At 66.7% G+C, this 21926-nt stretch carries 21 protein-coding genes and 1 tRNA gene; 12 read left to right on the forward strand and 10 right to left on the reverse strand.

What is annotated here, in order from left to right; translation table 11 throughout:
• Positions 1 to 119: 119 nt before the first annotated feature.
• Positions 120 to 196: transfer RNA gene (locus tag JW805_10945), tRNA-Pro, on the reverse strand.
• A 192-nt stretch (positions 197 to 388) separates the two neighbouring features.
• On the opposite strand from JW805_10945, the gene yajC reads away from it, so the two are divergent.
• Genes yajC through JW805_10965 form a run of 4 tightly spaced genes read left to right on the forward strand, consistent with a single transcriptional unit; the run spans position 389 to position 3683 of the window.
• Positions 389 to 727, forward strand: coding sequence for a preprotein translocase subunit YajC (yajC, locus tag JW805_10950; protein ID MBN2972535.1), 339 nt, complete (start codon positions 389 to 391; stop codon positions 725 to 727).
• A complete protein-coding gene (gene secD / locus JW805_10955; GenBank protein MBN2972536.1) occupies positions 727 to 2325 on the forward strand; it encodes a protein translocase subunit SecD in 1599 nt (532 codons plus the stop codon). Before yajC ends, secD begins: the two co-directional genes overlap by 1 nt.
• Positions 2326 to 2337: 12 nt before the next feature.
• Positions 2338 to 3312 (forward strand): protein translocase subunit SecF, encoded by a 975-nt coding sequence (secF, locus tag JW805_10960; protein MBN2972537.1) that lies wholly within the window; start codon positions 2338 to 2340, stop codon positions 3310 to 3312.
• The gene (locus tag JW805_10965) at positions 3309 to 3683 is read left to right on the forward strand and encodes an Mth938-like domain-containing protein (GenBank protein ID MBN2972538.1); all 375 of its coding nucleotides are present in this window, start codon (positions 3309 to 3311) and stop codon (positions 3681 to 3683) included. Before secF ends, JW805_10965 begins: the two co-directional genes overlap by 4 nt.
• Before the next feature lie 126 nt (positions 3684 to 3809).
• On the opposite strand, the gene JW805_10970 is transcribed toward JW805_10965, so the two are convergent.
• Together JW805_10970 and JW805_10975 are read right to left on the reverse strand one after the other, a co-directional pair.
• Positions 3810 to 4985 (reverse strand): glycosyltransferase, encoded by a 1176-nt coding sequence (locus JW805_10970; protein ID MBN2972539.1) that lies wholly within the window; start codon positions 4983 to 4985, stop codon positions 3810 to 3812.
• Positions 4986 to 5052: 67 nt separating this feature from the next.
• Positions 5053 to 5382 carry a glycine zipper 2TM domain-containing protein gene (locus tag JW805_10975; GenBank protein MBN2972540.1) on the reverse strand — a complete coding sequence of 110 codons (330 nt, stop codon included), beginning with the start codon at positions 5380 to 5382 and terminating at the stop codon, positions 5053 to 5055.
• Positions 5383 to 6329: 947 nt separating this feature from the next.
• Between JW805_10975 and JW805_10980 the strand changes: the two genes are divergently transcribed.
• Positions 6330 to 6740 carry an acyl-CoA thioesterase gene (locus tag JW805_10980; GenBank protein ID MBN2972541.1) on the forward strand — a complete coding sequence of 137 codons (411 nt, stop codon included), beginning with the start codon at positions 6330 to 6332 and terminating at the stop codon, positions 6738 to 6740.
• 135 nt (positions 6741 to 6875) lie between these two features.
• Here the strand turns inward: JW805_10980 and JW805_10985 are convergent, their stop codons facing one another.
• Positions 6876 to 7472 (reverse strand): hypothetical protein, encoded by a 597-nt coding sequence (locus tag JW805_10985; protein MBN2972542.1) that lies wholly within the window; start codon positions 7470 to 7472, stop codon positions 6876 to 6878.
• A gap of 190 nt (positions 7473 to 7662) precedes the next feature.
• Here JW805_10985 and JW805_10990 point away from each other — a divergent pair, with 190 nt between their 5' ends.
• The 4 genes from JW805_10990 to JW805_11005 all read left to right on the forward strand — a co-directional run bounded on the left by JW805_10990 (position 7663) and on the right by JW805_11005 (position 12945).
• Positions 7663 to 8973 carry an adenylosuccinate lyase gene (locus JW805_10990; protein MBN2972543.1) on the forward strand — a complete coding sequence of 437 codons (1311 nt, stop codon included), beginning with the start codon at positions 7663 to 7665 and terminating at the stop codon, positions 8971 to 8973.
• Complete coding sequence (locus JW805_10995) at positions 8970 to 9515, forward strand: biliverdin-producing heme oxygenase (protein MBN2972544.1); 546 nt, start codon at positions 8970 to 8972, stop codon at positions 9513 to 9515. Before JW805_10990 ends, JW805_10995 begins: the two co-directional genes overlap by 4 nt.
• Entirely contained in the window at positions 9516 to 12080 is a 2565-nt protein-coding gene (locus JW805_11000) for a GAF domain-containing protein (GenBank protein ID MBN2972545.1), read from the forward strand. It begins immediately after the preceding gene.
• Positions 12081 to 12792: 712 nt separating this feature from the next.
• Positions 12793 to 12945: a hypothetical protein gene (locus JW805_11005; GenBank protein MBN2972546.1), complete on the forward strand. Its 153-nt coding sequence runs from the start codon at positions 12793 to 12795 to the stop codon at positions 12943 to 12945.
• Here the strand turns inward: JW805_11005 and dnaJ are convergent.
• Both dnaJ and dnaK read right to left on the reverse strand, forming a co-directional pair.
• Positions 12926 to 14062 carry a molecular chaperone DnaJ gene (dnaJ, locus tag JW805_11010; GenBank protein ID MBN2972547.1) on the reverse strand — a complete coding sequence of 379 codons (1137 nt, stop codon included), beginning with the start codon at positions 14060 to 14062 and terminating at the stop codon, positions 12926 to 12928. The genes JW805_11005 and dnaJ overlap by 20 nt on opposite strands.
• Before the next feature lie 151 nt (positions 14063 to 14213).
• The gene (gene dnaK / locus JW805_11015; protein MBN2972548.1) at positions 14214 to 16121 is read right to left on the reverse strand and encodes a molecular chaperone DnaK; all 1908 of its coding nucleotides are present in this window, start codon (positions 16119 to 16121) and stop codon (positions 14214 to 14216) included.
• 175 nt (positions 16122 to 16296) lie between these two features.
• Here dnaK and JW805_11020 point away from each other — a divergent pair, with 175 nt between their 5' ends.
• The 3 genes from JW805_11020 (at position 16297) to JW805_11030 (ending at position 18009) form a co-directional block, all read left to right on the forward strand.
• A complete protein-coding gene (locus JW805_11020) occupies positions 16297 to 16734 on the forward strand; it encodes a copper chaperone PCu(A)C (protein ID MBN2972549.1) in 438 nt (145 codons plus the stop codon).
• A 160-nt stretch (positions 16735 to 16894) separates the two neighbouring features.
• On the forward strand, positions 16895 to 17389 hold the full coding sequence (locus tag JW805_11025) for an HXXEE domain-containing protein (GenBank protein ID MBN2972550.1): 495 nt from the start codon (positions 16895 to 16897) through the stop codon (positions 17387 to 17389).
• 101 nt (positions 17390 to 17490) lie between these two features.
• Positions 17491 to 18009: a PH domain-containing protein gene (locus tag JW805_11030; protein ID MBN2972551.1), complete on the forward strand. Its 519-nt coding sequence runs from the start codon at positions 17491 to 17493 to the stop codon at positions 18007 to 18009.
• Between the two features lie 65 nt (positions 18010 to 18074).
• Here the strand turns inward: JW805_11030 and JW805_11035 are convergent, their stop codons facing one another.
• The 4 genes from JW805_11035 to JW805_11050 form a co-directional block, all read right to left on the reverse strand.
• A complete protein-coding gene (locus JW805_11035) occupies positions 18075 to 18815 on the reverse strand; it encodes a hypothetical protein (protein ID MBN2972552.1) in 741 nt (246 codons plus the stop codon).
• An 80-nt stretch (positions 18816 to 18895) separates the two neighbouring features.
• Positions 18896 to 19558 carry a GntR family transcriptional regulator gene (locus tag JW805_11040; protein ID MBN2972553.1) on the reverse strand — a complete coding sequence of 221 codons (663 nt, stop codon included), beginning with the start codon at positions 19556 to 19558 and terminating at the stop codon, positions 18896 to 18898.
• Between the two features lie 70 nt (positions 19559 to 19628).
• Positions 19629 to 20888, reverse strand: coding sequence for an FAD-binding oxidoreductase (locus tag JW805_11045; protein MBN2972554.1), 1260 nt, complete (start codon positions 20886 to 20888; stop codon positions 19629 to 19631).
• A gap of 11 nt (positions 20889 to 20899) precedes the next feature.
• Positions 20900 to 21898: a 4-hydroxyproline epimerase gene (locus JW805_11050; protein MBN2972555.1), complete on the reverse strand. Its 999-nt coding sequence runs from the start codon at positions 21896 to 21898 to the stop codon at positions 20900 to 20902.
• Positions 21899 to 21926: the final 28 nt, after the last annotated feature.

Here is a 21926-nt window from a genome sequence, read left to right on the forward strand (position 1 = left end):
CGCGGTACGCCGAACGTCGGCATACCCGGAAAAGGCTCGTAAACGCAGGTTAGCGCCGCTTTGCTCCCTCGGGAACAAACTTCGTCGCGCATGCCCGCGCGATCCCCCGATGAAGAAAATGGTCGGGGCGACAGGATTCGAACCTGCGACCCCCACACCCCCAGTGTGATGCGCTACCAGGCTGCGCTACGCCCCGACCGGGGACGCCGGCGTTGCCGCCTGCGCCCGAAGGCGCGGCCTCTAAGCCCGGTCGTCCGGCGATGCAAGCGCGGCGTGACGACGCGTGCCAAAAGTTGCGCCGGCCGCTTCACTTTGTTAGCGGAGCGCCCCATGTGCCGGCCCCGGGGGCGCCGCTTCACGACGCTTCCTACAAAGATAATCGAGAGCCATGTTCATTCCCGCAGCCCATGCCCAAGCCGCCGGCGGCGCCGCCGCCGATAGCGGCCTCGCCTCGATCGTATCGATCGCGCCGCTCGTCCTCATCTTCGTCGTCTTCTATTTCCTGATGATTCGCCCGCAGCAGAAGCGAATGAAGACGCTGCAGGCGTCGATCCAGGCGGTGAAGAAGGGCGACACGATCGTGACCGCCGGCGGCATGGTCGGCAAGGTGACCAAGGTCGAGGACACGCTGGTCGAGGTCGAAGTGGCGGCCAACGTCCGCGTGAAGATCGTCAAGGCGACCATCGCCGAAGTGACGCCGCTGGGCGGCAAGCCGGCAAACGACTGATGCTCGACTTTCCGAAGTGGAAGGTCTGGCTCGTCTGGGCCACGATCGCCTTCTGCACGCTGCTCGCGGTGCCGAGCCTGGTTCCCGAAAGCGCGCGCGCGAAATGGCCGGGCTGGATCCCGCAGCCGGTCATCAACCTGGGGCTCGACCTTGCCGGCGGCAGCTACATCCTGCTGGAAGCGGATACCAAGGACGTCGCCAACGCCCGGATCGAGGGGATGCGCGAGCAGATCCAGACGGAGATGCGCCGTGCAACCCCGCGGATCGCGATCGGTGACATCTCGACCCGCGACGGCCAGCTGTCGTTCGTGGTGCGCGACAGCTCGCAGGTCGATGCCGCGCGCGAACGCCTGCTGCCGATGACCACCGGCGCCGGCATGACCGGCCAGCGCGACTGGGACATTTCGGTCGTCGACACCAACCGCTTCGTCATGAAGCCGACCACCGCCGGCATCACCCAGGCGATCGACACCGCGATGAACGATGCGCGCGAGATCGTCGGCAAGCGCATCAACGCGCTGGGCACGCGCGAACCGAATATCGTCCGCGAAGGCTCCAACCGCATCGTCGTCGAAGTGCCCGGCCTGAAGGATCCCGAGCAGCTGAAGGCGCTGATCGGCAAGACCGCGAAGCTGGAATTCAAGCTGGTCGATCTCGCAGCGAATCCACAGGACGTCCAGCGCGGCCAGGCGCCGATCGGCAGCCAGGTCCTCCCCTATGCCAACGGCGGCGGGGCGATCGCGGTCAAGCGCTCGACGGTCATCTCGGGTGACCAGATCGCCGACGCCAAGCAGACCTACGACCAAAATGGCCAGCCCGACGTGACGCTGACGTTCAACGGCGAAGGCGGTCGCCGCTTCGCGCGCGTGACGCAGGAAAACGTCGGCAAGCCGTTCGCGATCATCGTCGACAATCAGGTGATTTCGGCGCCGAACATCAACCAGGCGATCCTGGGCGGCGTCGCGACCATCTCGGGCGGCGGTTTCACCGTCGAAACGGCGAACGAACTCGCCATCGCGCTGCGTTCGGGCAAGCTGCCGGTCGATCTGAAGGTCGTGCAGGAAAGCTCGATCTCGGCCGAACTGGGCCAGGATTCGATCGACAAGGGCATTTTGGCCGGCGTCGTCGGATCGGTCGCCCTCATCATCTTCATGATCGCGACCTATCTGCGGTTCGGCATCTACACGACTGCCGCACTGCTGGTGAACGCAATCATGATCCTGGGGCTGATGGCGCTGTTCAACGCCACGCTGACGCTGCCTGGCATCGCCGGCTTCGTGCTGACGATCGGCGCGGCGGTCGACGCGAACGTGCTGATCAACGAACGCATCCGCGAGGAACAGCGCATCCGCAGCCGCGCCGCCCTGCCCGCGGTCGAGGTCGGCTACAAGGAAGCCAGCCGCGCGATCTTCGACGCGAACCTGACCAACGTCATTTCGGCGGTCATCATGTTCGTCTTCGGATCGGGCCCGGTCCGCGGATTCGCGGTCGTGCTCGCGATCGGCATCGTCACTTCGGTCTTCACCGGCGTTACCTTCACCCGCCTGCTCGTCGCCGGCTGGCTGAAGCGCAACCGGCCGAAGTCGATCAACATTTAAGGCAGGACGATCATGCGCCCGCTAAAACTCGTCCCCGACAACACCAACATCGCGTTCCTGAAGTATCGGACCGTGGCGATGGCGCTGTCGCTCGGCCTGATCCTCGCCTCGATCGTGCTGTGCTTCACGCAAGGCTTCAACCTGGGCGTCGACTTCGTCGGCGGCCAGTCCGTGCGCGTAAGCTTCCAGCAGCCGGTCAATATCCCGCAACTGCGCGAGCGGATCGAGGCGCTGGGCGTCGGCGAAGCCACCATCCAGCGGTTCGGCAATGACCGCGAGATCGCGATCCGCACGCCGCTGCCCGACGACACCGATGCGACCGCCGCCGACCGCGCAGCGACCGCGATCAAGGACACCGTCGAGAAAAACTATCCCGGCGCCAGCGTCGGTGCGGTGCAGAGCGTGTCGGGCAAGGTCAGCCAGGAGCTGTTCCGCACCGGCGCGACCAGCCTGGCGCTCGCGATGATCGCGATTGCGCTCTACATCTGGTTCCGCTTCGAATGGCAGTTCGGTGTCGGCGCGCTGTTCGCACTGTTCCACGACGTCGCCCTGACGCTGGGTTTCTTCGCGCTTACCCAGCTCGAATTCGACCTGAATGTCGTCGCCGCGATCCTGACCATCATCGGCTATTCGCTGAACGACACGATCGTCGTGTACGACCGCATCCGCGAAAACATGCGCAAGTACCGCAAGATGAGCATGGAAGAGCTGCTCAACCTGTCGATCAACGAGACGTTGAGCCGCACGGTCGCGACGTCGCTGTCGATCGGCCTGGTGCTGACGGTGTTGCTGGTGCTGGGTCCGGACGTGATCTTCGGCTTCACCGCGGCGATGCTGCTCGGGATCGTCATCGGCACCTTCTCGTCGGTCTATGTGTCCGCGGCGATTCTGCTGTGGCTGCGTCTGAAGCCCGACAGCTTCCTGCCGGCGGAGGCCAAGGCGGACGGCACGGCGCCGAAGGCCAAGCTGGCCAAAGACCTGCCGTGAAGATGGACCGTAACTCCGCCGTTCCGGGACCGGTGATCTCCGGCTTCTCGGGCGGCGGATTCCGCGTCGACGACAATGTCTATCGCGCGTTGTTGATCACGCCCGAGCGGGCGGACGGGTGGACGCCCCCTGCGCTTCTCGCGCTGACCGATGCCGACGTCGCGCCCGTCCTGCCGCTGCAGCCGGCCCCGGAATTCCTGCTGCTCGGCACCGGCGCTACGCTGGAGCACCCGCCGCGCGCGTTCGTCGACGCCTTGGAGGCACGCGGGATCGGGGTCGAGGTGATGGACAGCCGCGCCGCCGCCCGGGCGTGGGGCGTACTGCGTGGCGAAGGCCGGCAGATCGTCGGGGCGCTGTACCCGCTCGATTGAACTGCCCGGACAGCGCGACCGGCTGGGGGATCGTCCCCTTTCATCCTGTGCCCGCGCAGGCGCGCGCGCCGTACCGAGAGCGCGAAGCCTCACCATCCTTGGCCGCCCGCCTGTGCGGGAATACGACTAGGGCCCGGTGCGCTCCACCAACCGCTTTAAATGGGCGTAGAGTTGGTCGGTATTCGCCTGCCAGCTGAATTGCGCGGCCGCCGACCGCACGGCAGCGGGATCGGGAGGACGCGATAGCAGGTCGGCGATCGCGTCCGTGAACGCTTCCGGGGTACGATCGACTATTCGCCCCGCCTCCGGCCGATCGACGGTTTCGCGGGCACCGCCCGCAGCGGTGATGATGATCGGCGTTCCGCTCGACAGCGCTTCGACCCAGGCATTGGCGAGACCTTCGGACGAACTGGCCAGCGCCATCACATCGGCGGCGGCGAAGAGCGCGGGCAATCGGTCGTGGGCGACGCTGCCCAGCAACCGAACGCGGTCGGACAAGTCTCGGGCGGCGATCTGCGCTTCCAGCGCCGCGCGTTCGGGCCCTTCGCCCGCGATCAGCAGCGTGGTTCCCGGCAGGCGCGCGACGGCGTCGATGACGATCGCATGACCCTTGCGGGGGATGAGGGCGCCGACCGACACCACCAGCGGCCCGGCGACGCCCAGCGCAGCCTTTTCCGCCGCCCGATCGCGCGGCGCGAACCGATCGCCATCGACGCCGGTACGGTGCACCGCGATACGATCCGCCGGCATGCCCAGCGCGATCATGTCGTCACGCAAGGCCGCCGAGACGGCGAGCAAGCCATCCGCCGCCTGCCCCGCCGCGATGACCTGGGCCGCGGTCGGTCCGGTCCGCCCCCAATGATGAATGTCCGCCCCCCGCGCCTTGATCGACACGGGCACGCCAAATTCGCGACCGAGTCGCACCGCCGCGGGACCGTCAGGGAAGAAGAATTCCGCGTCGATCACGTCGAATGCGAAGTCGCGTCGAACCGCACGCAGGATCGGGCGCAGCGTCCGGACGAGAGCGGCGGTATGGAACCGGCCTGCGGTCATCGGCAGATTGACGAAGCGAGGGCGGAGTGTCGGCACGCCCTTCCAGCTTTCGCCTGACGGCAATGTGGCAAGCGGCGCATAGTGGCTGTGGCGGCTCAGCGGCCACGGCGGCAGGCCGACGGGTGCGATCACGCGCAGATCGACGTGCCGGTGTGCAGCAAGCCCGAGCGTCTGTCGCTCGACAAACACGCCCAGATTGGGCGCGGACGCGTTGGGAAACAGCGTCGAGAGTGTCAGCACCCGGAGCATCGCCCCGTGTGCCTAGTCTCAAAAGGTTAAGGCCACCCTCCGAAGAGAGCGGCCTTCCCTGCTGCCCTTAACGGCAACGACGGTTGCTGCCGCCGCGCTCGATCTCGCGGCCCGCCACGGCACCGGCGGCGGCGCCAAGCAGCGTGCCGACCGTGCGGTCGCCGCGCGTGTCGATCGTGCGACCGACCAGCGCACCGGCGACGCCGCCGACGACCAGGCCGGTCGTGCCGTTCGGCTTGCGGCAATAGTAACGGCCATCCCGGCCGCGCCACTCGCGATAACGATAGTTGCGCTGAGCCTCGGCCTTCGAATAGCCGGTCTCGACCGCGACCGGCACGGTCAGCGAAGCCGGAACCAGCAGTGCCGCGGCGCCTGCCGCCAGAAACATGGTACGCATAATACTGCTCCTCTCAGTCCCTGAAAAATCCTATGGGGTGGGAACGACAGGGAACTAAATCCGGTTGCATGAACCTAAAACAACCTTGCGTTCATGTAGCGATTTTCGGCCGTTGCAGGCGTCATTTCATACCCATAATCCACGTTATCCACAGGCGCGCGAGCGCTGATGGGGTCTTGGTGCGACTCGGATTCGGTGACAGTCTCTACGTGTCGAGAGGGCGGGACGGGACGGAGAAATCCGAAACGGATCAACCACTTGACCGCCGATATCGCGCAGCTGGTGCCTTAGGAAACCGCAGGCGCGATGGACGGGCCGGACTTCCGGTCCAGGACGAACGATCGATGGCGACGGCGCAAGCTGCAGCCATGGATCGATCGACTGGGCGGTGGAGGAAAGGCACGGCGCTGAACCTGCTTTTTGCGAAGGGGGTGCGGCCGCGGCGAGATTGCAGGCCCGCAGGAGGCACGGGAAGGTCCGGCGACGGAGCTTCGGTGATCCAGCGACCGCGATCAACGGGAACGGGCTTGCCCGGCCCCGGGGTCGACCGGAGACCGGACGATCGTCGCTTCACCGCGGCGAGACCGCTCAGGACCGAGCGACCGGCGGATCGAGGGATGTGTTCGCATATCCGCTGATCCGTGAAGGCCATCGAGGCCGACATTGGATGCGCAATACCCCGCGTGGGTCGCGTATCCGGTCGGCCCCGGTGACCGAACCGGCCCACCCCGCCCAACCGGCCGGGGCGGACGCCGGACCGCCGACCGAAGGGCGCCGCGACACCCCGTGGCCTTGCCGGTCGACGACACGGGGGCTGGCAGCAATGCCGGCCCCCTTTTCGTCAGGGCGTTGCCGGCCATGAAAACCCGGCAGCTTGTCGCATCTGCGCATCAATCCCGCACGTCACCTCTGGATAAGCGCCGGCGACTCGTGTTACTGACACGAATGTGAGCAATCCGTCGCCCCACCTCTATCCGATCGACGTCGCGCCCGAAGACATCGACTTCATGGGGCACGTCAATAACGCCAGCTATTTGAAGTGGGTGCAGGACGCGGTCATCGACCATTGGCGTTCGCTGGCGCCTGCCGACGCCATCGCGCAGCATCTGTGGGTCGCCCTGAAGCACGAGATCACCTATCGCCGGCCGACCTTCCTGGGCGACGACGTGATCGCGACGGTGCTGCTGGAAAAGGTGCAGGGGGCACGAGCGGTCTACGAGACCGTGATCAAGCGCGGCGAAGAGGTGCTGGCCGAGGTGCGGTCGAGCTGGTGCTGCGTCGATGCGACCACCCTGCGCCCCGCCCGTCTGGCGCGGGATGTGATCGACCGCTTTTTCCCGAAAGCGGTGACCGAATAACCCGACCGGCCCCGCTGGTCGGCATAGGACGGATACGCCCCAAAGGTCCGCATTCTCTGTCAAAGAGAAGGCCGCCCGATCCGAAGACCGGGCGGCCGTATCAGCCCATGACCGGGCTGATTTCAGCGTCGGACGTTAGCCGGCGCTCTTCGACAGATAGGTCGTCAGTTCGGTCTGGGTCACCGTCTTCGACTTGTCGGTGTCCGCCGAGGCGAACGCACCGTCGACCCACTTCTTCGTTGCGGGATCGGTCGGCTTGGTCGTCGGGTCGCTCGCCGACTTCAGCGCTACCATCCACTGGCCGAATTCGGCCTTGTCGAGCGCCTTGTCCGCGTTCTTGTCATAGGTCGGGAACTCGGTGCTCACGACCTGCGCGATCTGACTTTCACCCGTCACGGGTGTTCCCGTCGCCGGAGTCGGTGTCGCGGACGCCGTTTCCGCCGGTGCTGTGGAGGCAGCCGGATCGGTCGGCGTCGCGAGCTGATCGCTCGTCGGTGCCGCGGCCTGTTGTGTCGCCACCGGATCGGTCACCGGGGCACCCGCGATCGGCGCGCCCTGCGTCGTCGGAGTCTGCTGCGGCGTCTGCTGCAAGGCAGACTCGGTCGTTGTAGGCACAGTGTTGTCCTGCGCCGGCACAGTCGTCGATGGCGACGGCGTCTGCTGCGGCATGTCCTGCGCCATCGCCGGCACCGTTACGGCCATTGCACTGGCAAGAAGAATCGTCTTCAGCATCGGAATATCTCCTGTTTGTTCAAGCCCGCACATCGCTTGTCAGGCGCCGACGGGCCACTGAAGCTTCACTGGATTACCTCGCTTCAACTGATGTATTTAGGAGACAGTTCCAAGAATTTTAGATTTGTCGCGCACGGCTCGTCCCTGCTAACGGCCGGCTCGTCCCGGCTTTCCGCTACACGAGGTTCCCATGATTCCCCGCTATTCGCGACCCGACATGACTGCGATCTGGTCGCCCGAGGCGCGTTTCGCGATCTGGTTCGAGATCGAGGCGCACGCGACCCAAGCCCTGGCGGATCTGGGTACCGTGCCGCAGTCGGCGGCCAAGGCACTGTGGGACTGGTGGGCCACGAAGCCGGCGATCGACGTCGCCGCGATCGACGCGATTGAGGCGGTAACCAAGCATGACGTCATCGCCTTTCTGACCTGGGTCGCCGAACAGGTCGGCGACGAAGCGCGCTTCATGCACCAGGGCATGACCTCGTCCGACGTGCTCGACACCTGCCTTGCCGTACAGCTGGCGCGCGCCAGCGACCTGCTGCTGGCCGACCTCGACGCGCTGCTGGAGGCGATTAAGCGTCGCGCCTATGAGCACAAGCTGACCCCGACGATCGGCCGCAGCCACGGCATCCATGCCGAGCCGGTGACCTTCGGCCTGAAGCTCGCCCAGGCCTATGCCGAATTCTCGCGCGCCAAGACCCGCCTTCTCGCCGCCCGCGCCGATGTCGCGACCTGCGCGATCTCGGGTGCGGTCGGCACCTTCGCCAACATCGATCCGCGCGTGGAGGCCTATGTCGCCGAGAAGCTCGGTCTGAGCGTGGAGCCCGTCTCCACCCAGGTCATCCCGCGCGACCGCCACGCGATGTTCTTCGCGACACTGGGCGTTATCGCCGGGTCGATCGAGCGTCTGGCGACCGAAATCCGCCACTTGCAGCGCACCGAGGTGCTGGAGGCGGAGGAATATTTCTCGCCCGGTCAGAAAGGCTCGTCGGCGATGCCGCACAAGCGCAACCCGGTGCTGACCGAGAACCTGACCGGCCTTGCCCGCATGGTGCGTGGCTATGTCACGCCCGCGCTGGAGAATGTCGCGCTGTGGCATGAGCGCGACATCAGCCATTCGTCAGTCGAACGCTACATCGGCCCCGATGCCACGATCACGCTCGACTTCGCGCTCGCCCGCCTGACCGGCGTCGTCGACAAGCTGGTCGTCTATCCGAAGCGCATGCAGAAGAACCTCGACCGCATGGGCGGCCTGGTCCACTCGCAGCGAGTGCTGCTGGCACTGACCCAGGCCGGCGTGAGCCGCGAGGACAGCTATCGCCTCGTCCAGCGCAATGCGATGAAGGTCTGGGAAAGCGACGGCGAACTGTCCTTGCTCGAATTGTTGCAGAACGATCCCGAGGTTACCGCCGCGCTGCCGGCGGACGCGATCGCGGAGAAGTTCGACCTCGAATATCACCTGCGCCACGTCGACACGATCTTCGACCGCGTGTTCGCTTGAGGGACGCGCACCGCGCCCTGCGGGACGATACGCGCGACGCACACGATGCGGTGGACGCGGTGTACGGCGGGTTCGACCTGGCCGATCGCCGGTCCTACGCCGCATTCCTGAGCGCGCATGCTGCGATCGTGCTGCCCCTGGAGACGATGCTCGACGATGCGGGCATCGCTACGCTGGTCGACGACTGGCCGGACCGCCGCCGCGCGCCAGCGATTGCGGCGGACCTGACGGCACTGTCGCGCCCGCTGCCGCCGCCGCTCGCCTGCCCGCCCGTTGCGGGCGATGCGGGCCTGCTCGGCGCACTGTACGTGCTCGAGGGATCGCGCCTGGGCGGCCGGATGCTGGCGCGACAGGTCGCAAGCGATTTTCCGCGGGAATATCTTGATCCCGATCAGCCCACAGGACACTGGTCCAAGCTACTGGTCCGTTTGGAAGAGCTGTTGTACACCGATCATCGAGTGACCGAGGCGATCGTCTCCGCGCGCGCCGTGTTCGCGTCGTTCGAGGCATCCGGGCGGGCGTGGCTGGCGAGAGTTGAGTAATTGGCCGAAGCGGAATTTGACGTCGATCTTACCAATTGCGATCGTGAACCGATCCATGAGCTGGGCGGGATTCAACCGCTCGGTTTCCTGATCGCGGTATCGCCGGACTGGTTGGTCAAGCGCGCTTCGGCGAACGTTGCCGACATCCTGGGCATTGGCGCGGAGGATCTGCTCGGCGCGCCGATCGCGGACTATCTGTCGGCCGAAACCATCCACGTCCTGCGCAATCGCCTGACGATGCTGCGGGGGGACGATGCGGTGGAGCGCGTGTTCGGCCTGCCGCTGCGCGACGGCGACGATACGCGGTTCGACTTCGCCGTCCATATGGTCGACGGCACGATCGTGCTGGAAGGCGAGCCGACTTCGGCCAACCCGACCGCCGACCCGGCCGGGACCATCCGCGCGATGATGGCACGGCTCGACGAGACGGGCGAGCTGCCCGCCTTCTTCCGCGAAGGCGCGCGTCAGGTGCGGGCCATCACCGGATTCGACCGGGTGATGGTGTATAAGTTCGATACCGATGGATCGGGCATTGTCGTCGCGGAGTCGGCACGGTCGGGTATCGGAAGCTTCCTCGACCTGCGCTATCCCGCAAGCGACATTCCGGTCCAGGCGCGCAAGCTGTACCTGCGCACGCCGTTTCGCATCATTGCCGATGTGAATGCGGAGGCCGTGCCGATCGTTCCGAGCCGCGACGAGACCGGTGCTCCGCTCGACCTGTCGCTGTCGATCCTGCGGGCGGTATCGCCGATCCACATCGAATATTTGCGCAACATGGGCGTCGCCGCATCGCTGTCGATCTCGATCATCGTCGAAGGGCGGCTGTGGGGCCTGTTCGCCTGTCACCATTATTCGGGACCGCGCGCGCCCGATTTCGAACGTCGGTCGATTGCCGAGCTGTTCGGCGCGATGTTCGCGTTCAAGCTGGAATCGCGCGAACGCAAGGCACTGGCCGTGTACGAGCAATCGGCGCGCGCGACGTCCGACCGGCTGCTCGCCGCGATCGCCGGCGACGCGTCGCTGCTCGACCGGCCGGAATGGCTCGGCGAAATGCTGAGCCAGACCGTCCCGTGCGACGGCATCGGCATCTGGGTCGACGGCAGGGTCGCATCGAGCGGCATCACGCCGCCGACCTCCGCCTTTCCGGCGCTCGTGCGGCGCTTGAACGCGATGGCGTCCGGCCGGGTCTTCGCGACCGATCACCTCGCCGGGGTCCTGCCCGCCGCCGAGGCCTATGCCGAAACCGGCGCAGGCGTGCTCGCAATCCCCATCTCGCGCAGCCCGCGCGACTACGTGCTGCTGTTCCGTCAGGAGCGCGTCCGCACCGTCACTTGGGGCGGTGATCCGCAGAAGCCGGCGACCTGGGGCCCGAACGGCGCCCGATTGAGCCCACGCAAGAGCTTCGAGGCCTGGACGCAGGAGGTCCGCCACCGCTCCGAACCGTTCACCGAGGCCGAAGTCCGCGTGGCCGAGATGCTGCGCGCTTCGCTGATCGAAGTCGTGCTGCGGCTGAGCGACGATGCCCAAGCCGAGCGCCAGCGCGCGTCGGAGCGGCAGGAGCTGCTGATCGCCGAGCTCAACCACCGCGTCCGCAACATCCTGTCGCTGATCCGCGGTCTCGTGCGTCAGTCGAACCGTTCGGCCGGCAGCGTGCGCGACTATGTCGAAATGCTTGAGGGGCGGATCGAAGCGCTGGCCCGGGCGCACGACCAGATCACCCAGGACAATTGGTCCCCCGCCCCGCTGATCCGCCTGATCGAAACCGAAGCGTCAGCCTATCTGGCAGGCAAGGCAGCACGCGTGACGACCAGTGGCCCGCCGGTCCTGCTGCGCCCGGCCGCCTTCTCGACGCTGGCGCTCGTCTTCCACGAGTTGATGACCAACTCGGCAAAATATGGCGCGCTGTCCGATAGCGGCATCGTTCGGGTCGACTGGACGCTGGACGCGGAGAACGACCTGCGCATCCTGTGGCGCGAGACGGGCGGCCCCGCCGTCCAGGCACCGACCCGCCAGGGCTTCGGCACCACGATCATCCAGCGATCGATCCCCTATGACCTGCGCGGCAAGGCCGAGGTCCGCTATGCGGTGACGGGGCTGGAAGCGGATTTCTGCGTTCCGGGTCAGCACATCGTCGTCGATGGCGAGGCCGCGCCGACCGCCGCCCCGGCGGTCCTCGGCGACCCCGACGTGACGACCGCTGCCCCGGCCAGCGTGCTGACCGGTACCGTGCTGCTGGTCGAGGACAGCCTGATCATCGCGATGGACGCAGAGGACATCCTGACGTCGCTCGGCGCCTCCCGCGTCGTCACCGCCGCCTCCACCACTGCGGCGTTCGACGAGATCGTCGAGAACGCGCTCACCCTGGCCGTGCTCGACGTGAACCTGGGCAACGAAACCAGCCTGCCCGTCGCCGAGATGCTCCACGCTCGCGGCATCCCCTTTGTCTTCGCCACGGGATATGGCGAACAGCTCCGCCTGCCGCCCGAACTCGAGAACACACCCGTACTGCAGAAGCCCTACACCGCGGCGAACCTGCGCAGGGGGTTGGAACAGCTGCTGAAGTGAACGCATCTGCGCATTGCCGCAGATCAGGCGTGCGTTAGCTTCCAATCCCGACATGGTACGGGGAGAGCGAAGGTCGTCGCTGTTCGCATCGAAGCAGCAACCCGCAACGAGCGAGCGATGGCGTTGGCCGCGACGGTCGCGTTGCATGCGCTGGCGATTTCTTGATTCTGGCGGCGCGGATCGTCCTCCTCCCTGTGGACAAGACGAATGCGATGGTGACGTTCGACGTTTCGCCCCCGCCCCGGCTCGTGGCGCCGCCGCCGCCTGAGCAGCCACGGACGCAGTGGGACGTGCCGCTTCGCGACACGCCGCAGAGTGCGCCCGCGCCCCGGCTATCCCACGTGATCAAGTCGCGGCTGCGACGTCGCAGCAGGCAGACGTCATTCCGGCGATGACGGAAACAAGCCCGCCAGGGATGGGCACCGGGATCGGGGCCGCCGCGGGTGGGCCGGCGTCGGGTAGCGGAAGTGGTGGTGGCACCTGGGGGGAGGCGAGACCGGTAGCAACGGGACTGGCAGCACCGGGAATGGTGACGAGCCGACGTTTCTGAAAGCCGATTGGGTGCGGAAGCCCGAGCAACACGAATGGCTGGCCGTCTGGCCGCCCGAGGCTGTACGCGAGAACGCGAGCGGATGGGTACTAGCATCCTGCTTCGTGTGACGAACCGGCCAGCTCCGCGGCTGTCGGGTTGAGCAGGAACGGCCGCGAGGCCATGGCTTCGCCGCGCGGCGGCTCGCTGTCCCCCGTCTTCCGCGTCCGTCCGGTGACCATGGACGGGGCGGCGCTTGACCTGCCCGTCCGCATTCCACTCGAATTTCCGGCCGAAGCGCTCGGCGGTAGCGCTCTTATCCCAACGCTGCCTTGATCTTCGCGAAGAAGCCCTGGCTCTCCGGGCATTCCTCGCCCGTCTCCGTTTCCCGAAACGCTTCGAGCAACTCGCGCTGGCGGGCCGAAAGGCGGGTCGGCGTCTCGACCTCGATCCGCACGACCATGTCGCCGCGGCCGCGGCCCTGGAGCACCGGCATGCCCGCGCCGCGCTGGCGGACCTCGCGGCCCGACTGGGTGCCCGCCGCGATACGGATCACGTTCGGTGTGCCGTCGGGGCCCGGAATCTCGATCTCGCCGCCCAGCGCCGCGGTCGTGAAGCTGATCGGGGCGCGGGCGTAGAGCGTGGTGCCCTCACGCTCGAACAGCGGATGCTTCTTGACGTGCAGGAAAATGTACAGGTCGCCCGCAGGCGCGCCGCGCTGGCCGGCCTCGCCCTCGCCGTTCAGGCGGATGCGCGTGCCTTCATCGACGCCGGCGGGCACGTTGACCGACAGCGTCTTCGTCTTGTCGACCCGGCCCTCACCCCGACAGCGGGTGCACGGATCCGAGATGACCTGACCCGCGCCGTTGCAGCCCGGGCAGGCGCGTTCGAACACGAACGGCCCCTGCTGCGATCGGACCTTGCCGTGGCCATGGCACAGCTGGCAGTCGCGCGTGCCGGTGCCGGGTGCAGCACCCGATCCGTTGCAGGTTTCGCACGCGCTCGACACGTCCACCGTGATTTCGGTGTCCTTGCCGTGGAACGCCTCTTCGAGGGTGATTTCCATGTCGTAGCGCAGGTCGGCGCCGCGACGTTGCTGCGGGCGCCCGCCGCCGCGGCCGCCCCCCATGAATTCGCCGAATACGCTTTCGAAGATGTCGGAAAAGCCGCCGAAATCGGCGCCGCCCCCGAACGGATGACCACCACCCGCGCCGGGGCCACCGTTACGGAACGCGGCGTGGCCGAAGCGGTCGTAAGCGGCGCGCTTCTGCGGGTCCTTCAGGCAATCATAGGCTTCGCTGATCGCCTTGAACTTGGCTTCGTGATCCTTGCACCCGCCGTTCTTGTCGGGGTGGTACTTCATCGCGAGCTTGCGGTACGACGATTTGATCGTCGCATCGTCGGCATCCCGGCTGCATTCGAGCAGCTCGTAATAGTCGATTTCGGTGCTCATGACGGGCCCCCGCCCCAGTTTACGCGTACAAAGTTCACGAAGTTCACGCCAAAGCGCATATCCGCTCCACCGCCATTCCGCCCCGGACCAGCACCGCGATCATGATCGCGAAACGGCCCGCTGCCGGAATGACGGTGAAACATCATAGCGCTTACGCCTTCTGGTTGTCGTCCACTTCCGAGAATTCGGCGTCGACGACGTCTTCCTTCGGCGCATCACCCGCAGCATCGGCCGAAGGCGAAGCCTCCGCCTGCTGCTGCTTTTCGTAGATCGCCTGGCCGAGCTTCATCGCGACCTGCGCGAGCGCCTCCGACTTGGTCTTCATCGCGTCGACATCGTTCGACTCGACGGCCGACTTCGCCTCGGCGATCGCCGCTTCGATTTCCGACTTCAGCGACGCATCGACCTTGTCGCCATTGTCGGCCAGCTGGCGCTCGGTCGTGTGGATCAAGCTCTCGGCGTTGTTCTTCGCCTCGGCGCCTTCACGACGCTTCTTGTCCTCATCCGCAAACTTCTCGGCATCGCGGACCATCTGTTCGATGTCGCTGTCCGACAGGCCGCCCGAGGCTTGGATGCGGATCTGCTGTTCCTTGCCGGTGCCCTTGTCCTTGGCCGACACGTTGACCAGGCCGTTGGCGTCGATGTCGAAGGTGACTTCGATCTGCGGCACGCCGCGTGGCGCCGGCGGGATGCCGACCAGGTCGAACTGGCCGAGCAGCTTGTTGTCCGCCGCCATTTCGCGCTCGCCCTGGAACACGCGGATGGTGACGGCCTGCTGGTTGTCGTCCGCGGTCGAATAGGTCTGCGACTTCTTGGTCGGGATCGTCGTGTTGCGATCGATCATGCGGGTGAACACGCCACCCAGCGTCTCGATGCCCAGCGACAGCGGCGTCACGTCGAGCAGCAGCACGTCCTTGACGTCGCCCTGCAGCACGCCCGCCTGGATCGCCGCGCCGATCGCGACGACTTCGTCCGGATTCACGCCGACATGCGGCTCCTTGCCGAAGAAGTCCTTCACGACCTGACGGACCTTGGGCATGCGGGTCATGCCGCCGACCATCACGACTTCGTCGATGCTGTCGTTCTTGACGCCGGCGTCGGCCATCGCCTTCTTCAGCGGCTCGAGCGTGCGCTGGATCAGGTCGTCGACCAGCCGCTCGAGGTCGGCGCGGGTGATCGACTTCACCAGGTGCTTCGGACCATTCTGGTCGGCGGTGATGAAGGGCAGGTTGACTTCGGTCGAGGCCGCCGATGACAGCTCGATCTTCGCCTTTTCGGCCGCTTCCTTCAGACGCTGGAGCGCCAGCTTGTCCTTGGTGAGGTCGATGCCCTCGTCCTTCTTGAAGCCGTCGGCCAGATACTGGACGAGCTTGGCGTCGAAATCCTCGCCACCCAAGAAGGTGTCGCCGTTGGTCGCCTTAACCTCGAACACGCCGTCGCCGACTTCGAGGATCGAGATGTCGAACGTACCGCCGCCGAGGTCATAGACCGCGATCGTCTTGTTCTCGTTCTTGTCGAGGCCGTAAGCGAGCGCCGCTGCGGTCGGCTCGTTGATGATGCGCAGCACTTCGAGACCCGCGATCTTGCCGGCGTCCTTGGTCGCCTGACGCTGGGCGTCGTTGAAGTATGCGGGAACCGTGATGACCGCCTGGGTCACCGTCTCGCCGAGATAGCTCTCGGCGGTTTCCTTCATCTTCTGGAGCGTGAAGGCGCTGATCTGCGAGGGGCTGTAGTCCTCGCCACCGGCCTTGACCCACGCGTCACCGTTCGAGCCGCGCACGATCGTGTACGGAACCAGCTCGGTGTCCTTCTTGGTGACGGGATCGTCGAAGCGGCGGCCGATCAGGCGCTTCACCGCGAAGATGGTGTTGTCGGGATTGGTCACCGCCTGGCGCTTTGCGGGCTGGCCGATCAGACGCTCGCCATCCTTGGCGAAGGCGACGATCGACGGCGTCGTACGCGCGCCTTCCGCATTCTCGATGACCTTCGGCTTGCCGCCTTCCATGACGGCGACGCAGCTGTTGGTCGTGCCCAGATCGATACCGATAACTTTTGCCATAGTCTTCTGCCTGTACCCCCAGGTTTCTGTTCACTAGAAAAGGCCCCCTCGTCCCAATTCTAGGCGACGCGGGAACCAATTGTTACCGGCGCGATATAGGTGGAGCCGGCCTTGCCGCAAGGGCCGCCCGCCCCTTAGGAAAGCATGGCGTTTTCTCGAATTGGGAGTGGGTTGCATGCGGCTACCGATCGTCGCGGTCCTGGGTCTTGTGCTGAGCGCGTGCCAGCCGACACCGGCCGAACCGGCGGTGAAATACGCCTGGGTTCGCCTGCCCGCGGTGCCCGGCCGACCGGGGGCGGCATACTTCACGCTGGCCGCCGGCGGCAGCGCGGTGACATTGGCGTCGGTGACGACCCCGGCGGCCAAGCGCGCCGAACTGCACGAAAGCATGGCCGGCGCGCATGGCAGCATGTCGATGGCGCCCCTCGCCTCGGTCGCGGTGCCTGCGAACGGCGCCGTCACCTTCGCGCCGGGCGGGCGGCACGTGATGCTGTTCGACATGGATCCGAAATTAAAAGCCGGAGACGAGACGCGGCTGACACTGGTGCTGGCGGACGGAACGCAGCTGGAGGCGAAGGCCCGCCTGCGTGGCGCGGGGGACAGCGTGCAGTAACGCCGGCGGCATATGCGTCCGCCGACAGGCTTACAGGTTTACAATGATCGCTGATGCCCACTGGCAGACATTGTGAGCCTGTCCGGCGGATCGTTAAGGTTACGCCGGTTGAGGACACTACATCCACGCGTTAGCGACATTGGCGACGGGGACGGGCAGCATGGTCGATCGGCTGGGTAACCAACAGGCGTTTCGTCGGGTTATTTGGTTGCTCCCGCTAGCATTTGCTTCGCACATCGCAGAGGAGTATCTCGGAAACTTCCCTGGCTGGGTTACGAATGTTGTTGGGGGATCATTCAACAACGAGGCGTTCGCCGCGAACAACGCTGCGTTCTTCGCCATCATGGTGGCCCTGACCGCTTGGACCAGCAGAACCGGTTCCCGAAGGGCGTCGACCCTGTTAATTCTGTGGGCGAGCGGCAATGTGTTCTGGGACGCCCTCTTTCACGTGGGGATGACAGCGGCGACCGATCGCTATTCTCCGGGGCTGGTCACAGCCGCCATCTTGTACCTGCCAATTTCTCCCATCGTGGCATTCGCCTGCGTGGCGAGCGGAACGCTCACGCCCGCAGGCTTCGCTAGGGCCTGCGGAGCTGGCCTGTTCCTATTCGCTTTTGTCGTTTGGTACGGCTTGTTCCACTTCGCCCTGCCATGACCGGCCGCTTTCCCGCAGAGGGGACGAGGGCGCCCGCCCCCTCGAATTCCGCCATTGCGGCGGCTCCCACACCCCCGTAGTTTCACGACCGGGAGGGCCGAATGGCACAGACGATCGATATTTTCCGCTCGTCCACCAACGGGTGGCTGCGGGGCACGCTGGCCGGGTGGGGTACGGTGTTGCTGTTCCTCGCCGGCCCCGTCGGCGCCGTGATCGCCAGCGGGACGACCGAAACGGTCAATCCGGTGCTGCCGCTGTTCCTGTCGGCCATCGCGCTGGTGATCGTCGGGGTACGGTGGATCGAGGATAAATCGACGAAGTACGAGCTGACCGCCGACCGGCTGATCCTGCACCGTGGCCTCATCAACAAGTCGATCGACGAGGTCGAGCTGTACCGCGTCAAGGACGTGCGGATCGACTTCAGCCTGATCAACCAGATGGCCGATATCGGCACGCTGACGCTGACCACGTCGGACGAGACGACGCGGGCGCAGCCGCTGGTGATGCGCGACGTCCACCGCGCCCGCGCCCGCCGCGAGGAACTGCGGACCCGGGTCGAGGCCGCCCGACGACGGCGCGGGGTACGCGAGTTCGATATGGTCGACGACGCGGCATATTAAGCGGTTCACCGTCCATCCCGATCGCCGACGGTCCGCTCGACATCACTCGGAATAACGGGGGGCACTCAATCGTCGGTGTCGCCGGGGTCCCAGAAGGTCGCGATGGCGATGCCCGCGAGCAACGCCGCGTCGCGCTGTGCCGGGTCGCGCGGCAGCGCCAGGCGGACGCGGGTGAAGCCGTTGGTGTCGACTGCCGCCACCGGCAGCCCCTGCGCGTCGTCGAGCCAATAGCCGATCGGGCTGGACGTCGCGACGCCCCCCTTCCCCATCTCGTGCGCCGAGCGTAACGCGAGGCGCGTGTCGCCGATCACCACTTCGCCGCTGCGCACGCTCGGCTGGAAGCCCCGGGGCGGGCCGAGCGGTGCGCCCAGCAACAGATGCCCGATCGGCCGCCCGTCACGCTGAAAGTCGCAGCGCATCCGCAAGGGGGCGACCGGCTGGCTGATCGTTGCCTGACCATAAGCGACGCTTTCCTCCGACCGGTCATAGCCGCAGGCGCCCGATACGGTGCCCCCGACCTCCCCCCCGGTCACCTCGAAGCTTGTCCGGCCGAACCGCTCGGTCTGGCTGAACGCGACCGCGCCATCGCCGATAGTCTCCGTCCGGCCGTTCGACCGGCGCTTCACCGTGCCGACCGCCGCGCCGACGCGCAGCTTGCCGTCCATGAACAGCGGCTTGCGCACCTCGATCAGCTCGCCACGCGCGGCAAAGGCGTGAAAGCCCGTCAGCGCCGGCCCGCCGGCCGTCGCGGTGGCGGCGCCGCTCAAGAGGATCGCGCCCAGCGCCCATGTCATCGCCGCTCTCATGCCGACTCTCCCTGTCGTTACGTTGCTGTACCGAGAGAGCGGCATGGCGGCTGTCGCTGGCCTGAACGACGGCGGAGTCCCTAGGCGGCAGATTCCTTGGCCACCGCCAGCTCGCGGCGCAGATCGTCCAGCGTCTGGTCTATGTGCTTGTACATGTCGCGCTTCACACGGTCGGTATCGCGGGCAAGCCACGCCTCGAGCAGCATCGCATGTTCGTCATTGGCGCGGCGATCGCGGCCTGCGGGCTGGAGGTGGATGCTGACGTAGCGCTCGCTCAGGACGTGCAGCCGTTCGAGCAGCTGCAGCGTGATCGCGCGGCCCGCGGGACGCAGCAGCGCGATGTGAAACGCGCGATTGGCGGCGCCGACGTGGATGTCGTGCGCATCGGTTTCGCGGTCGAGCGCGGCGAGCGCGGCAATCGCCTGATCGCGATCGGTGTCGGTGGCGCGTTCCGCGGCCAGCGCGACCGCATCCGGCTCGATCTTCAGGCGCAGGGCGTAGACGTCCTCCGCTTCTTCGGCGGTCAGCTCGCGGACGAAGAAGCCGTGGTTGGCCTGCGACCGGACCAGCCCCTCCTGCTCCAGCCGCGCCAGGGCCTCGCGGAGCGGGATCTTGCTGACGCCCAGCTCGGCCGCCAGTGCGTCCTGACGGATCGCGGTCTTGCCCTGGACCGTACCGGCGAGGATGCGGTCGCGGACGATATCGACGAGGCGATCGGACAGGGTGCGGACGACTAGGCTCATTTGCGGACAACCCGGAAAAGTGACCGTCGCAATGGCATGGCGACGGGCCGCGATACCAAGAAGCGGATCGTCAGCGGTCGAACCTTGCCACATTGTAGGGCGACAGGTCGATATGTGATTTCGCGCCGGTCAGATAGCCTGCGAGCAATTCGCCGGTCGTCGCCGCGAGGGTCAGGCCCAGATGCTGGTGGCCGAAGGCATAGGCGATCGACGGGTGGCGGCGACTGCGGCCGATCGCGGGAAGATAGTCGGGCAATGTCGGCCGCGCGCCCATCCACGGCCGGGGCGTTTCGGCAAAGCCGATGCCGAGCGCGGCGAGATGTCCCGCGAGCCGCGCCCATTTGCGCGGGTCCGGCGCTCGCTCGATCGTCGAGAATTCGACGAAGCTCGCCGCGCGAAGGGCGCCGGCAAAACGGGTCAGGATCAGCGAGCGATCCTCGAATACCACCGGCGGCAGCGCGCGCGGCCAATCGACTGGTTCGGCTTCGAGGTGATAGCCGCGCTCGGCGATCAGCGGGACACGGTGGCCGAGCGGTTGGAGAAGCCGTGCCGACGCTGCCCCTGCGGCGACCACCGCGACATCGGCGTCGAGCGCACCGCCATCGTCGAGCGCGACGCGCACGCCTTGCTGCGTTGGCACCAGCGCGGCGACCTGTCCGGAGCGCCGCCGTCCGCCAGCCTGGGTGAAGGTGGCGTGCAGGGCATCGCCCAGCGCCGCCGGATCGACGATCTGGCCACTGCCGGAAAAGCGGATGCCCCCGGCGAGCGGCACCGATATGCGGCGACCGAGCTCGGCCAGCTCGTCCGCCATCAGGTCCCGAAACTGCGCCGTACCGATATCGCTCGATGCCCAGGCCGCGCGGCCGCGCGCTGCGGTCTCGGGCGTCTCCCACAGGACGATATGCCCGTCCTCGCGCAGCAGGTCGCTCCGCTGCGCCACGTCGAGCAAGCGCCGCCACGCCGGCAGCGCGTCGGCCAGCAGTTTCGATAGCGCGATCTTGCCGGCTTCGAATCGGTCCGGCGCGCTGGCCCGCATTAGCCGCAGCCCGAACGGCAACCAGGTCGCGAGGTCGCGCGGCGGCAGGCCGAGCGCGCCCCCGCGCAGGAACAGCCGCGTCGGCATGCTGCGCAGCGTCGCGCGCGACGCGAGCGGTGCGACCTGCTCGACTGCGATATGTCCGGCGTTACCCCAGGATGCGCCGCGCCAGGCGGCGTCCGGCGCAACGATCGTGGTCGCAACGCCCTGCCGCCGCAGCGCGACGGCGACCGACAGGCCGACGACGCCGTTGCCGACGACGATTGCGCTGCGGGGACGAGCGGCCGTATCCACCGTCACGCGGATCAGACGACCGTAAAGCCGGCCCAGAACGGGTCTTCGCGGTCGATCCAGATCGTGTTGTGCCCGGTCGCGATCGCCGATCCTTCGATCGACGGAATGATACCGGCCTGATCGCCGATGGTCGCCGCCGCCTCGACGCGGCCGATGAAGCGGCTGCCGATATAGCTTTCGTGGACGAAGGTATCGCCGACCGCCAGGCGTCCCGTCGCCGCGAGCTGGGCAAGACGCGCCGACGTGCCGGTGCCGCATGGGCTGCGATCGATCGCGCGCTCGCCGTAGAACACCGCGTTGCGGCCATCGGCGCCCTCACCCTTGGGCTTGTCGGCCCAAAGGACATGGGTCACGCCGCGGATGGTCGGTTCCAGCGGATGGACCGGTTCGTACACCGCGCGCACCGCCGTGCGGATCGCGCGGCTGTATTCGACGATCGCCGCCGCGCCCAGATCGTCGAGGCCGGTGTAGCCACCCTGCGGTTCGATGATCGCATAATAATTGCCGCCATAGGACACGTCGATCGTGAGGGGCCCGAGGCCGGGAACGTCGATCTGGAGTCCGCGCGTCGCGAGATAGGCGGGCACGTTGCGGATCTTCACCGAACGCACGCGGTTGCCGTCCGCCACATAGTCGATGGTGATCGTGCCCGCAGGCACCTCGACAACCAGCTTGCCCGGCTCGCGCGGCTGGATCAGCCCGTTTTCCAGGCCGAAGGTAATCATGCCGATCGTGCCGTGGCCGCACATCGGCAGGCATCCCGATGTCTCGATGAACAGGATGGCGGCATCGGCATCGGGGCCGCACGGCGGATAGAGGAAACCGCCCGACATCATGTCGTGCCCGCGCGGCTCGAAACACAGGCCGGTGCGGATCCAGTCGAACCGCGCCAGGAAATCCTGGCGCCGTTCCGCCATGCTGCGCCCCTGCAGCAAAGGCGCACCGCCGGCCACCAGGCGAACGGGATTGCCCGCCGTATGGCCATCGATGCAGAAGAAGGTATGACGCATAAGTGGATGATCCACCTCGGTTGAATTG

Source organism: Roseomonas aeriglobus, assembly GCA_016937575.1.
GTDB classification, from domain to species: domain Bacteria; phylum Pseudomonadota; class Alphaproteobacteria; order Sphingomonadales; family Sphingomonadaceae; genus Sphingomonas; species Sphingomonas aerigloba.